The organism is Variovorax nivicola (assembly GCF_051216475.1).
Lineage (GTDB): Bacteria > Pseudomonadota > Gammaproteobacteria > Burkholderiales > Burkholderiaceae_C > Variovorax.
Map to the genome: position 1 here is coordinate 526,060 of NZ_JBPJZK010000004.1, position 12,479 is coordinate 538,538.

Annotated in this window: 15 protein-coding genes; all 15 read left to right on the forward strand. The window is 66.3% G+C overall.

Annotated features, from left to right (window positions below; all coding sequences use genetic code 11):
- The first annotated feature begins 1 nt into the window (after nucleotide 1).
- The 15 genes from flgA to ACSFBF_RS19250 all read left to right on the forward strand — a co-directional run bounded on the left by flgA (nucleotide 2) and on the right by ACSFBF_RS19250 (nucleotide 12,478).
- Nucleotides 2–1,045 carry a flagellar basal body P-ring formation chaperone FlgA gene (flgA, locus tag ACSFBF_RS19180; protein ID WP_435469656.1) on the forward strand — a complete coding sequence of 348 codons (1,044 nt, stop codon included), beginning with the start codon at nucleotides 2–4 and terminating at the stop codon, nucleotides 1,043–1,045.
- Entirely contained in the window at nucleotides 1,042–1,644 is a 603-nt protein-coding gene (locus ACSFBF_RS19185; RefSeq protein ID WP_435469658.1) for a flagellar basal body L-ring protein FlgH, read from the forward strand. Before flgA ends, ACSFBF_RS19185 begins: the two co-directional genes overlap by 4 nt.
- 8 nt (nucleotides 1,645–1,652) lie before the next feature.
- Entirely contained in the window at nucleotides 1,653–2,780 is a 1,128-nt protein-coding gene (locus ACSFBF_RS19190) for a flagellar basal body P-ring protein FlgI (protein WP_435469660.1), read from the forward strand.
- Between the two features lie 67 nt (nucleotides 2,781–2,847).
- Nucleotides 2,848–3,231, forward strand: coding sequence for a flagellar basal body rod protein FlgB (locus ACSFBF_RS19195; RefSeq protein WP_435469662.1), 384 nt, complete (start codon nucleotides 2,848–2,850; stop codon nucleotides 3,229–3,231).
- A 2-nt stretch (nucleotides 3,232–3,233) separates the two neighbouring features.
- Nucleotides 3,234–3,710 (forward strand): flagellar basal body rod protein FlgC, encoded by a 477-nt coding sequence (gene flgC, locus ACSFBF_RS19200; protein WP_435469664.1) that lies wholly within the window; start codon nucleotides 3,234–3,236, stop codon nucleotides 3,708–3,710.
- Nucleotides 3,707–4,054, forward strand: a complete 348-nt coding sequence (gene fliE, locus ACSFBF_RS19205; protein ID WP_435469666.1) for a flagellar hook-basal body complex protein FliE — start codon at nucleotides 3,707–3,709, stop codon at nucleotides 4,052–4,054. The genes flgC and fliE overlap by 4 nt, the downstream gene beginning before the upstream one ends.
- Entirely contained in the window at nucleotides 4,051–5,580 is a 1,530-nt protein-coding gene (gene fliF / locus ACSFBF_RS19210; RefSeq protein WP_435469668.1) for a flagellar basal-body MS-ring/collar protein FliF, read from the forward strand. The genes fliE and fliF overlap by 4 nt, the downstream gene beginning before the upstream one ends.
- 8 nt (nucleotides 5,581–5,588) lie before the next feature.
- Entirely contained in the window at nucleotides 5,589–6,203 is a 615-nt protein-coding gene (locus ACSFBF_RS19215; protein ID WP_435469670.1) for a hypothetical protein, read from the forward strand.
- The gene (locus ACSFBF_RS19220; RefSeq protein ID WP_435469672.1) at nucleotides 6,200–7,114 is read left to right on the forward strand and encodes a FliH/SctL family protein; all 915 of its coding nucleotides are present in this window, start codon (nucleotides 6,200–6,202) and stop codon (nucleotides 7,112–7,114) included. Before ACSFBF_RS19215 ends, ACSFBF_RS19220 begins: the two co-directional genes overlap by 4 nt.
- Nucleotide 7,115: 1 nt before the next feature.
- Nucleotides 7,116–8,534, forward strand: coding sequence for a FliI/YscN family ATPase (locus tag ACSFBF_RS19225; RefSeq protein WP_435469674.1), 1,419 nt, complete (start codon nucleotides 7,116–7,118; stop codon nucleotides 8,532–8,534).
- Nucleotides 8,531–9,049 (forward strand): hypothetical protein, encoded by a 519-nt coding sequence (locus ACSFBF_RS19230; protein ID WP_435469676.1) that lies wholly within the window; start codon nucleotides 8,531–8,533, stop codon nucleotides 9,047–9,049. Before ACSFBF_RS19225 ends, ACSFBF_RS19230 begins: the two co-directional genes overlap by 4 nt.
- Nucleotides 9,046–9,903 (forward strand): hypothetical protein, encoded by an 858-nt coding sequence (locus tag ACSFBF_RS19235; RefSeq protein ID WP_435469678.1) that lies wholly within the window; start codon nucleotides 9,046–9,048, stop codon nucleotides 9,901–9,903. The genes ACSFBF_RS19230 and ACSFBF_RS19235 overlap by 4 nt, the downstream gene beginning before the upstream one ends.
- Nucleotides 9,903–10,304, forward strand: a complete 402-nt coding sequence (locus tag ACSFBF_RS19240) for a flagellar hook capping FlgD N-terminal domain-containing protein (protein WP_435469680.1) — start codon at nucleotides 9,903–9,905, stop codon at nucleotides 10,302–10,304. Before ACSFBF_RS19235 ends, ACSFBF_RS19240 begins: the two co-directional genes overlap by 1 nt.
- A 54-nt stretch (nucleotides 10,305–10,358) precedes the next feature.
- On the forward strand, nucleotides 10,359–11,549 hold the full coding sequence (locus ACSFBF_RS19245; RefSeq protein WP_435469682.1) for a flagellar hook protein FlgE: 1,191 nt from the start codon (nucleotides 10,359–10,361) through the stop codon (nucleotides 11,547–11,549).
- Nucleotides 11,546–12,478 carry a FliM/FliN family flagellar motor C-terminal domain-containing protein gene (locus ACSFBF_RS19250; protein ID WP_435469684.1) on the forward strand — a complete coding sequence of 311 codons (933 nt, stop codon included), beginning with the start codon at nucleotides 11,546–11,548 and terminating at the stop codon, nucleotides 12,476–12,478. The genes ACSFBF_RS19245 and ACSFBF_RS19250 overlap by 4 nt, the downstream gene beginning before the upstream one ends.
- The last annotated feature ends 1 nt before the right edge of the window (nucleotide 12,479 follow it).

Consider the following 12,479-nt stretch of genomic DNA (forward strand, 5'->3'; position numbering starts at 1 on the left):
CGTGCAGGCCACCATGTTGGCCCTGTGTGCAACCGTCTTCGCGCCACCAACGGCCACCGCCGGGCAGTCCGCACCCGACCCACTGGTCTCGATCGAATTGCGCCCGCAGGTCACGGTCGATCAGAGCAACGTTCGCCTGGGCGACGTCGCCTTCCTGACCGCTCGCGATCTTCCAACGCTGCGCCGGTTGATGGCCCTTCCGCTTGGTCCGGCGCCCAAACCTGGATCATCAGCCCTGCTGGACCGTGAAACCATCGTACGGTGGGTCGAGGCGCGCAGCGGCCTGCAGACGGTGGACAGCGCCTTGCGCGTGCAGCAGCCTGCCATCCGATGGAGCGGCGCCGGCGAGACCGAGATCGAAAGCGCCGCGCAGCAGCTGTCCGGTGAAACGGTGGTTAATGCAGCGCGCTCGGCGCTGCTGAACTGGTTGTCTCAGCGAAGCGTGCGCGCCGAAGTCGAGCCGGTTTCCACCGCACGCGACATTTTCTTGCCGCCCGGTACGCCAACCTTGCGAGTGCGCCCGCTCGCCGGGCAAGCGCAGCCGACCCGGCGCATGCTGGTGTGGGTCGACGCCTGGGTCGGCGACCGCTTCGTACGGACCACGGCCGTGACCTTCGAGGTTGGCGCCTGGGCACCGCTCGCGGTTGCCACCACCGGCGTCGAGCGCGGGGTGAACGTCGATCCGGTCGTGCTGCGCGGCACGATGGAAGCCCGTGAGGTCGATCTCACCACCCTCCGGCAAGGCACGCCCGTGGCTGCCAATGCCAGGAATGGGAGCGGGCTGGCCGACGGCAGCCAGCGCCTGCGACGGCCATTGCGCCCGGGCGAAGTGCTGACCAGCGCACACCTCGAGGCCATGCCCGCCGTCACCCGCGGCAACACCGCGCACCTGCTCGCGCGCAGCGGCGATGTGTCGGTGGAAAGCAGGGTCGAAGTGCTGCAGGACGGCCGTGAAGGGCAACTCGTGCGTGTCAAGGTGCCAGGATCGAGCGGCGAGGTATTGGCGCGCGTGACCGGCCCCGGACAGGTCGAGGTGCAACCATGAGAGCTTCCATCCCAAAGGGGCGTGCCCGCAGGTACGTCCTTGCGCTTGCCCTGGCACTGTCCGCTGCAGTACCGGTTGCGGCCGAAAGCCTCTACCAGGAAGGCAGTTTCCGCCCGCTTACGGCAGACAACAAGGCATTCCGCGTTGGCGACTCGCTCACCATCCAGGTCTTCGAGAACTCGTCAGCCTCTACCAGCGCCAACACCGGCACGCGGCGCGGCAACGACATCACGGGCTCAGTCACGCACACCGGCAACAAGGTGGTGGGCCAGCTCGGCATCGGTGTGACCGGTGAGTTCGATGGCGGCGGCCGTACCCAGCGGGCCAACAAGCTGCTGGCCACGCTCACCGTGACTGTGCAGCAGGTACTCGCCAACGGTGAACTGCGCGTGGCCGGCGAACAACTGCTCACCGTCAACGACGAGCTGCAGAAGGTCAACCTGGAAGGACGCGTGCGCCCCCAGGACATCTCCGACGGCAACGTGGTCCTGTCGACACGACTGGCCGACGCCCGCATCACCTACGTGGGCGAAGGCGACGTATCCGACCGCGCGCGCCGCAGCGGATGGCGGCGAATTCTCGATTGGCTGGGGCTGTGATGCACCGCATGATTTCAAACCTGTCGCTGTGCCGCGCGTTGGCCTTGGCGTTCCTGTTCGTCGGCTTCAGTACCGCGCACGCGGCTGACGCCATTCGCGTCAAGGACCTCGGCAAGCTCAAGGGTTGGCGCGACAACGCGCTGTTCGGTACCGGCATCGTGACCGGCCTGGCAGGTACTGGCGACTCACCAGCGAACCGCACCACCCGCCAATCCCTTGCCAATGTGCTGTCGCAGTTCAACCTGACGATCGCACCCGAAGCGGTGCAGAGCCGCAACGTCGCCATCGTGATGGTCAGCGCGAGCCTGCCGACCTTCGCCCGCGAAGGCGACACCCTCGACGTCACCGTGAGTTCGGCCGGCGATGCCCGCAGCCTGGTAGGTGGCACGCTGCTGATCACACCACTGAAAGGAGCCAACGGCCGGGTCTATGCGCTGGCGCAGGGGGGTCTTTCCGTGGGCGGCTATCGCTACGACGCGAATGGCAATGTCGTGCAGAAGAACCACCCAACGACTGGTTCCGTGCCCAACGGCGCCACGGTTGAAGTAGGCGTCAACGCGGCAATGCTCGACGAGCAGCAAAGCGTCACCTTCGTGCTCTCGGAGCCCGACTACACCACTGCCAGCCGGGTCGCAGCAGCCATCAACAGCCAACTGGGCGGCGGCCTGGCCAAGGCAAAGGATGCCTCGGGCATCGAGATTGCCGTGCCACCGGCACAGCGTGGTGAGCTGGTGAGTCTGTTCACGCGTATCGAGAACGTGATGGTCGAACCCGACCGCCGCGCCAAGGTGGTCATCAACGAGCGCACCGGCACCGTGGTGTCGGGCGGCGACGTGCGCATCTCGAAGGTGGCGATCTCGCACGGCGACATCAAGATCGCGATTTCCAGCCAGAACACAGCCTCGCAGCCGCTCAACATCTGGAACGGCGGCCCCGACATCCGCACCGCCATCGTGACCAACACGCGCGTCGACGTCGACGAGCAGAGCGGCACCGGCTTCGTGACCGGCTCGAACACAGTGTCCGACCTCGTGCAGTCGCTGGCACGGCTCAAGACCAGCACGCGCGACGTGATCTCGATCCTGCGCGCAGTCAAGGCCGCGGGCGCGCTGCACGGTGAGCTGGTCGTCCAGTAACAGTGCACCCCGGCAGCGCCACAACAACACACCAATCCACCCCTCCTGAAAGCTTGCGGAGACTGACATGACAGACGGAATCGAAGCCGTGACCCGATCGGCGCTTGCCTTGGCGCTGGACGCCGCGAGCCTGCGGCAGCAGGCGATCGCAACCAACATCGCCAATGCCAACGCGATCGGGTACGTGCCGCAGCGCGTGAGTTTCGAGGAGCAACTCGTCGACGCGCGCCGCAGCATGGAACAGAGCGGCCGGGCAGATGCGTTCGCCTTGAGCCAGGTCCGCCCTCGCATCGAAGCCGTGGTGGACAGCCAGGGCGTACCCATGCCGGTGCAGCTCGACATGGAGGCCGCCGACATGGCCCGCAACGCAGTGCAGTACCAGGCGCTCGTCAAAGGCTTGTCGCGTCATTTCGCAATTCTTTCAATGGCTGCCGGCGACGGCAGGAAGTAACCATGAACTACATGCAATCCTTTGCCGTCAGCGCGGCCGGCATGAACATCGAACGCATGCGTGTCGACGTTGCAGCGCTCAATCTGGCCAATGCCAACACGGTGCAGGGCGTGGGCGGCGCCAGCTACCAGCCGCTGCGCGTGGTGGCAGAGGCTCGTTCGGCGGTTGGAGACCTGGCTGGTGGCACTTCCGGCGGCTTCGGTGCTCTGGTCAGCCAGGGGCTGGAAGGCTCGGACGCCGCTTCGCAGGGCGCTCCCCTGGCACGCATCGTTCCCGCCAATGTCGCGCCACGGCTGGTGTATGAGCCGGGCCACCCGCTTGCCAACGAGCGCGGCTTCGTGGCTTACGCGAGCATCGATACCGCGACCGAAATGGTCAGCATGATGAGTGCCACCCGTGCCTATGAGGCCAATGTGTCGGCGATGAACACGGCCCGCACCCTGGCACTCAGGGCGCTCGACATCGGTAGCAACGCATGAGTGCCTTCCTTCCCGTTGAAGCGCTGTCCTCGCTGTCGCAACAGTCGCAGTCCATGGTGGCGGCAGTCAACGCGCAGTCGCTGCAAGGCGCCGCGCCATCCGCCATCGCGTCAGAGCCTGCGATTGGCTCGTTCGGCCAGTTGGTATCCGATGGTCTCTCCCAGATCAACGGCCAGTTGATCGGCAGCCAGGTCGACCTGCAGAAGCTCGCGATGGGCGATGCCCAGAACCTGCACCAGATCATGATCAATCTGGAAGAAAGCCGTGTCTCCTTCCAGCTGATGATGCAGGTGCGCAACCGCCTGCTTGAGGCCTACCAAGACATCATGAAGATGCCGATATGAATTTCTGGCAAGGACTCACGCAGCGCGCGCGCGCCGGCTTCATTAGCGGGGCGGTTGTCATCCTGCTGGTGACGGCCGGCCTGGCATGGTGGGTGTTCCACACGGAGTACCAGGCGCTGTTCACCGACTTGAAGCCGCAGGACGCGCAGGCGATGACGACCGAGCTCGAGCGGCTCAAGATCCCCTACCGCCTCGGCGACAGCGGTACCTCGATCCTGGTCGACAAGGCAACGGTGCACGCCACCCGCATCAAGCTGATGGGCAAGGAGCTGCCGCTGCAAGGCGCGGTCGGGCTCGAGCTGTTCAACAACACCGACTTCGGCATGACGGAGTTCGCGCAGAAGATCAACTACCAGCGCGCGCTGCAGGGCGAACTCACCCGCACCATTCAGTCGCTCTCGGAAGTCCGCGAAGTTCGCGTGCTGCTAGCACTACCAGAGCAGGGATTGTTCAAGCAGGCGACGTCGAAGGCCAAGGCCTCCATCACCCTCACCATGCGGCAGGGCCAGGCACTGCGCGCGGAGCAGGTGGTCGGCGTCCAGCGCCTGGTGGCCGCCGCAGTCCCCGGCATGGCCACGCAGGACGTCACGATCGTCGATGGCCACGGCGTTGCATTGACCCGTGCGGAGGGCAGCAACGCCGACGCCGAAGTGAACAGCGCCAGGCTGGAACTCAAGCGCGACACCGAGACCTACCTCTCGCGCAAGGTGACAGCCGTGCTCGATCGCAGCTTCGGCGCGGGACAGGCCCTTGCCAGCGTGGACGTGACGCTGAACATGGACCAGATCCGCACCACCACCGAAGACGTGCTGCCCGCGGCATCGCGCACCGGCCTGCAGGCCACCGGGGTGGTGGTACGCGAGCGCGAGGTTCTTCGCGACAACGGCGCGGCGCTCGACACCAAGGTCAGCGACGCCGGAAGCTCGCGCAGCGGAAGCGCACAGCGCGACGTCGAGTACGCCGTCGGCCGTCGCGTCGAGCAAGTCGTCAGTCAACCGGGCTCCATCCGACGCATCCAGGTCGTCGCGGTGGTGCGCAAGGCCCTCGATGCAACGCAGGAAGATCAACTGCGAAAGGTGATTGCGGCGGCGGTGGGCGCTTCGCCCGACCGTGGTGATGCAGTGGTCGTGCAGTCGCTGGCGGGCGGCGCTATCCAGGCACCTGAGGTCGGTACGCTTGCGAGCGGGTCCGAGACAGCAATTGCCACGGAGAACCAAACCGATGCCGTCGACGCACACGCACTCGGCAAGGCACCTCTCTCGTGGCCGCAACTGCTGCTGGGAGGCCTTCTGCTTGCCGTGCTGGCCGCGCTGCTCTTCCGAGCGAGCCGCCGCGGCGCCGTCTCGCGAGGCACGCAATCAGGCCGCGCACCTCTGTCGGAAGCAGAGCGCGCGGCTGCATTGCGAAAGGTACGCGACTGGATGCGCGAACCCGCTCCCGGCACGCTCTCTTCCGTTGGCAACGTGGCACCAGGCATGCCCGTTGCCCCACCGCTCGGCGCCGCGGGTATCCGCAGGGGCAACTGATGATGCCCATGCCTCGCCAATCCGAGCCGCGTGGTGTCCGCCACGCGGCACTGCTGCTGCATGCGATGGCGCCGGCCGACCGAAGCTGGATGCTCGACGCGTTGCCGCAACAGGAGCGCGCCGAGCTCGCGCCGCTCCTGGAGGAACTGGAAGCGCTGGGCATCGAAAGAGATCCAGCGCTGATCGATGCCGCCACCTCGGGCGATGAGCTCGCCGCGCCTGCTTATGAGATCGTCGTCGGCACGCCGCGTCCGGCCGCGACGTCGGACGAGGCGATGCTCCATGCGCTCGATGTCGAGCAAGTGCCCACGCTTGCCGACATCTTTCGCACCGAGCCCGCTGGCCTCGTCGCCGAGTTGCTGAGTCTTGCCGATTGGCCCTGGCGCGAGGCTTTGCTGCAGGCCATGGAACCCGTGCAGCGGCGCAAGATCGAGGCCCACCTTGCCGCCACGACTCCCGCATCTCAAACCCCGCCCGGCCTGCGCGCGGCATTGATTTCCATGGTGGCTGCCCGGCTACGTGGGCGCCCGTCGGCCGACGGGCCGTCGTCTTCGCGCTGGCGCAAGCTGCGGCATTCGCTTGTCAACGCCATTCAGGGTGCACGGCGGGGAGCAAGCCGGTGAACGCTTTGCCCCCTTCCGGCAACGGACCCACTGCTGCGGATGCCGAATCTCGCACACCGGCTATCGTGCTGCGTGACGTGGTGATGCAGGGACAGGTTGCCTTGACGCGCCCTCATACGCGGGACGGTCGTGCATCCCGCGCCGTGCCGATCGCCGGTCCTGGCCTGGTGCAACTGCCCACAGGGCCGAGGTCTGCATCACGCGCGTCAGTGTGGGACACGAACGTTGCAGCACAGAGCGATTCGCGCAGGCAGGCGCCGCAGGTCCACTCCGAACTTGCCCAGGCGGAAGACGAGGCCCGCCGACGGGGCTATGAAGAGGGCTTTGCCAAGGGAAGCATCGAAGGCCGCGCACGCGGCGACGAGGAAGCTCGCCAACTGGCGGCGCAGGCAGCCGACAAGGCTGCGCGTGACCTGGAAGACAGAGCCGAGCGCATGACGCATGAACTGAAGCAACAGGCCCAGGCCGGTTACCAGGCGCGAGTGCAGGTTCTCGATGGCTTGATCGCCTCCTTGCCAGCGAAGCTCGATGCGCGGCTGGCAGCCGCGGAAGACGACATGCTCGCCTTGTGCTTCGAGGTGATCTGCAGCACGCTCGGTGAGAGCGTCGCCCAGCCCAAGGCGCTGCGGGCACAACTGGCACAGGCGATGGAAAAGCTGCGCAGCCGGCAGTTGACGGCAATCCACATGCACCCCGAAGACCTGGCAATGCTTCAGAAGAGCCAAGGGCCGGAGCAGGGCTTGCCGGGTGGCCCCGACGTGCAATGGATCGCCAGCACCGAGGTGGCGTTGGGCGGCTGCATCCTGCAATCGCCCGAAGGCGGGCTTGACGCCCGCTTCGAGACACAGTTGAGCGCCTTGCGCGAACTGTTGCTGCAAACTCGTGCAGCGGTCCGACTCCAGGGAGTGTGATGTGAGCACACTGGACATCTACCGCCAGGCCGTACGGGGTGCCGACTTGCATCGACGCATCGGCTGGGTCAAGGAAATGCAGGGGCTGGCCATCGACGCGCTCGGCCCCGATGCGGCGGTGGGCGAACTCTGCCGAATCATGGTCAGGACGCATGGCGCCTCCGATGGTGCGGCGCCGGCCGGCGTGCTCGCGGAGGTGGTCGGGCTGAAGCAGGGCCGCGTCACCCTGATGCCCTACGGGTCGGTCGAAGGCATTGCCGTCGGCTGCGAAGTGCAGGCGCTCGGTGCCGAGTCCCAGATCGGCGTCGGCAACGCGTTGCTCGGCCGCGTGGTCGATGGATTCGGCAATCCTCTGGATGGCAAGCCCCGGCCGCCGACACATGCGCGCAAGCCGCTCAAGGCCGCTCCGATCAACCCGATGAAGCGCCCGCCCATCGATCACGTCCTCGAAACCGGCATCCGCGCCATCGACGGCCTGCTCACTCTGGGTCGGGGGCAGCGTATTGGCATCTTCGCTGGCAGCGGCGTCGGAAAGAGCACCTTGCTCGGTCTGTTGGCCAGGCACGTCAAGACGCAGGCGGACGACGGCGCGCAGGCCGGCCTCAACGTCATCGCCCTCGTCGGCGAGCGGGGGCGCGAAGTGCGGGAGTTCATCGAGAAGCAACTCGGGCCCGAGGGGCTGGCACGCTCGGTGGTCGTGGTCGCCACGTCTGACCAGCCGGCGCTGGCGCGCTTGCGCGCTGCCTATGCCGCGTTGGCCATCGCCGAGTTCTTTCGCGACGAAGGCCACCATGTGCTGCTCACCATGGACTCGATCACGCGCTTCGCGATGGCACGGCGCGAAGTTGGTCTGTCGGCCGGAGAGCCGCCCACGGCCCGCGGCTATACGCCGTCGGTTTTTGCCGAGCTGCCGGAACTGTGCGAACGCTGCGGCACCGCGCCGGGCGGCGGCTCGATCACCGCGCTGCTCACCGTGCTGGTGGAGGGGGACGACCTCAACGAGCCCGTGTCGGACGCGTTGCGCGCCATCCTCGACGGCCACGTAGTGCTCTCGCGGCACCTGGCACACCGCGGGCACTACCCCGCCATTGACGTGCTCAAGAGCGTGAGCCGACTCATGCCCGAGCTGGCCAGCAAGGAGGAGCGTGCGCTGGCGGTCTCCGCGGTGCAGCAACTGGCGGTGCTGGAGCGCAACCGGCAGATGATCGACATCGGCGCCTATGAAAAAGGCAACAGCCCCGAGCTCGACCGGGCAATCGACCTCGAAGCCGGCTTGCAGTCGTGGCTTCGGCAGAGCACCGGCGGTGTGTCCCGAACGGAAGCGGTTCAAGGGTTGCGCGACATCCTCAGCCCCAACCCCGCCCCAGCTCTGGCTCCGGCAACTTCAACGGCCGTGACGCCGGCCGCACGCAAGCCATGAACATCGCACCCAACGAAAAGCCCTCCTTGGCGGCGCGCGACGTCGATGTGCGTGGTTTCGTCTATGCGCTCGAGCCGGTGCGTCAGCGACAGCAATGGCGCCTGGACAAGCTGATGTCGGCGTTCGCGCGCGCGCAGCAAGCCCTGCGCGACACCGAGGCACGTATCGACAGCGTGCAGGCCGCGCACGACGAGCAGGCGCGCAATGCGGGCCAGGCACTACAGCAGCGCATGGACCCTCGTACCCATCGGCATGCGCTTGGCTTCCTGATGCACTTGCGCGACCAACGGAAGCAGCTGGACGCTCTGCGGCAAGAGCAACTCGCCGAAAAAGACCGGCTGAAGAAGGAATGCATGGCGCTTCAACTACGTCAGGACGGAATGACACAACACAAGGAGGACGCCTTGACGAAGTTCGCCGACGAAGTTCGCCAGCGCAACAGCAACGAGCAAGATCGCGACTGGCTCGCCCGCTCAGCCACAGGGCGCAACCGCGCCATGGAAGCGCCGCGATGAGCACCGGCGACACATCGGCCACCACGCCGAGCGCGGCAACTCCGCTCGCGCGCCGAGGCTCGCTCGCCGCGCCGAACGATGAGGCCCGGCAGCAGGTTGCCTGGCAGCGGGAGATGGAACGCGCGCAGATGGCGACGTGGTTCAAGCCGCCCGTCACGGCCCGCCCGGGCAGCACCGTCCCCGCACCAAGCCCCGCGCCCTCGGCTCCGCCTCGCCATGCCGCGCGCGCGGCGACACCGGACGTCGTTGGCCCTATTGGTGTCAATGTTCCAGGCGTGCCTGCGTTGCCTGGCGCATCGCTCACAGCGGGCATGCCGATGGTCGAGTCCTCGGTGTCCGAAGGTCCGGCACGGGCGTCGGGTGCACCGGCACATGCCTTCGCGGGAATGCGCGCGGCTGCGCTTGTGGAGGCTGCGCCCGAAGCGCGCGCCCCGGCAGACGCGCAAATCCGGCGCGCAGGCGGTCCGGTGCAACACGCGGTCGAAACCATGCCCGATGGCACAGCGGACACCCAGGCCGATGCGGTCGCGGAGCCTCGCTCGCAAACCTCGCCGAGCACTGAAGCCCAGGCACCGTTGCGCCTGCACGAGGAGGCCATGCCCGAAGGCCAGGCCGTGTGGATCGCCATGCGCGCCGACGACGATGCGCTGGCCGCCATGCTGCCGCGCATCGTGTCGGACCTCCAGCGCGACATGCAGCAAGCACGCGGCCAACGTCTGCACCAGGTCGTGTGCAACGGCCGCCTGGTCTGGCGTGACGGCACCGCCGTGGCGGCCGACAGCGCCACATCCATTCCGGGCGGCGAGCGCCGCCCTACAAACGTGTTCGACTCACTTCAATCAAAGGGGGCGTGATGGCCATCGATGCAATCGGCAGTTCCGGCACTACCAACCTGCAGGCGAACAGCCTGGGCATGGAGGACTTTCTCAAGATCCTCCTGACTCAGCTGACCTACCAGGATCCGCTCAAGCCCATGGACAACCAGCAGTTCATGGCGCAGATGGCCCAGTTCACGAGCCTGGAGCAGACGCAGCAGCTCAACAACAAGATCGCCACGCTGATCACCAACCAGGCAGCGCTGCAGTCGGTCGGCCTGATCGGCAAGACGGTCGACATCACGACCTCGAGCGGCAACGTCACGGGAACGGTGAGCGCGCTCTCGCTGTCCGGCGACTCGCCATTGCTCACGGTGCGCACGGCGGCGGGCGCGACGCTGAGCGACATTTCCCTCAGCCAACTGGTATCCGTGCGGTGACCGCCATGCAGCTTGGCCCCCAGCGGCCCGACCTGAATTCGCAAAGGACGTCCCATGCTTGAATCCATCTACGTCGGCATGACCGGCTTGCTCGGCTATTCGCGCGGCCTGCGTGTGATTGCCAACAACACGGCCAACATCAACACGCCGGGCTTCAAGAGCTCCAGCCTCCAGTTTGCCGACATGTTCTATACCGGCGGCAACCTGAGCGGTGGCAATGCCAGCCAGAACTACGATCAGGTCGGCTTCGGGCTGAACACCACCGGCACGGCCATGTCGTTCAAGCAGGGCGAGCTACGCCAGACGGGCAACGACCTCGACATGGCAGTGGATGGGCAAGGATTGTTCATCCTGCAGGATGCGGAGGGGAAGACCACCTACACCCGGGCGGGACAGTTCAAGTTCGACGACAACGGGGTTCTGGTGAGCCGGGCCAACGGCGAGAAAGTGATGGGCATGGACGATAGCGGCAACCTCGTCGAGATCGGCCTGGCGGGCCAAATGCTGAATCAGGGCAGGCCGACGTCTCGTATCAAATTTGCCGGCAACCTGTCCAACACCGCGACGCAGCCGTTCAACGGCCCGGTGCAGGTGCTGGACGAGATGGGCAACCCCCATACCTTGACGCTCAGAATGTCGGCCGTGGCCAACACCTCCAACACCATGAAGGCCGAACTCCTGGACGGCACGATCGTCCTGGGAAGCTCAGATGTAGTCTTTGTTGGCGGTAAGCCCACGGCCGAAACCTCCCTGATGCAAGTTGCGTACACGCCGGCTGGTCAGCGAACCATGGCCTTGACCTTGGACTTCAGCACGGACGTCACGAATTTTGCGCAAGGAAGCACCACGACCGAGTTCAAAGTGGCTTCGCAAGATGGCGTCGGACCAGGCTCATTGAGCAGCACCGCATTCGATGGGGGTGGAGTGCTCCGAATTGCCTACTCGAACGGCCAGACCGTCAAAGGTGCACGCTTGGCACTCGCCCGTTTCGATTCGCCCGATGCAGTCGGTGCGTTGGGCAACAACCAGTTCGAGATACTCAACAAGAATGCTTGGCACTTTGGGAAGGCCGGCGAGGGCGCATTCGGCACAGTGCGCGCGGGCCAGATCGAGATTTCCAACGTCGACCTGTCGCAGGAGTTCAGCGACCTGGTGATCATGCAGCGCGGCTACCAGGCCAGCTCGCAGGTGATCTCCACCGCCAACGACATGCTGCAGGAACTGTTCTCGATGAAGAGCAAATGAGCGCGTCTCCTGTTTTCAGCGCGGCAACATCGGCGCTGCTCGACCCCGCCGAGTCGGTGCTCAGGGCGCGTCCGCTGCGCAGCTGGCAAGCCGCGCAAAAGGAGGCCGTGCGCGCGCGCCTTGCCGCCGTGTACCGCGACTGGTGCGCCGAGTGGCTGCCTGAACGCGGGACCGCGACGACACCGGTCGACGTCGAAGTAGCCGAACCGGACGGCACAGTGGCAATGACCTCCGACGAAACCGCCTGCTGGTCGTTCGCCGAGGCATCGCGTCGCGCCGCGGCACTGGTGCTCGACATGCTGTCGCGCAGTGGCCGAGATGGCACCCAGTCGGCCTTGCAGGCAATCGGCGACCGCATGTTCGCGTTCGACATGGCCTCGGCCTCTTCGGCTCCCGCTGCGCCAACGATTGCGCCCGCCGTGGTGCGGGCGGCGTGGGCCGACTGGCTCCGACGCCTGGACGCGCTGTGGCCCGGCTTTGCCCTCGAACCGCAACAGCCCAAAGGCACGCACGGCACGCATGCACCTGCCGACCCTTGGTCGGGCGTTCTCTGTGTGCGCTGGACATGGTGCGGTGGAGTCTGGCGCCTCGGCTTGCCGCACGACGTGGTGACGGCACTCCTGGGCAGCGAGGCCACCACCAAATCTGCGCCTGTGCCGCCAACGCAAAAGCTGCCGAAAGAGCGCCTGGATCAGGCCCTGGCCGCAGAGCCCCTGGCCCTGCGCGTGGTGCTTGACGGCGCCGAATTGAACCTGGGACAACTCCAGGAACTGCGGCTCGACGACATCGTGCCGCTCACCCATTTGCTCGATGCGCCCGCGCTGGTCGTTGCCGCCGATGGCATGCCTGTGTGCCAGGGTTGGCTGGGACAAAGCGAAGGCCGTCTTGCAGTCGAGCTGGCCCCCCGAATTTCGAACGTTCACCATTGAA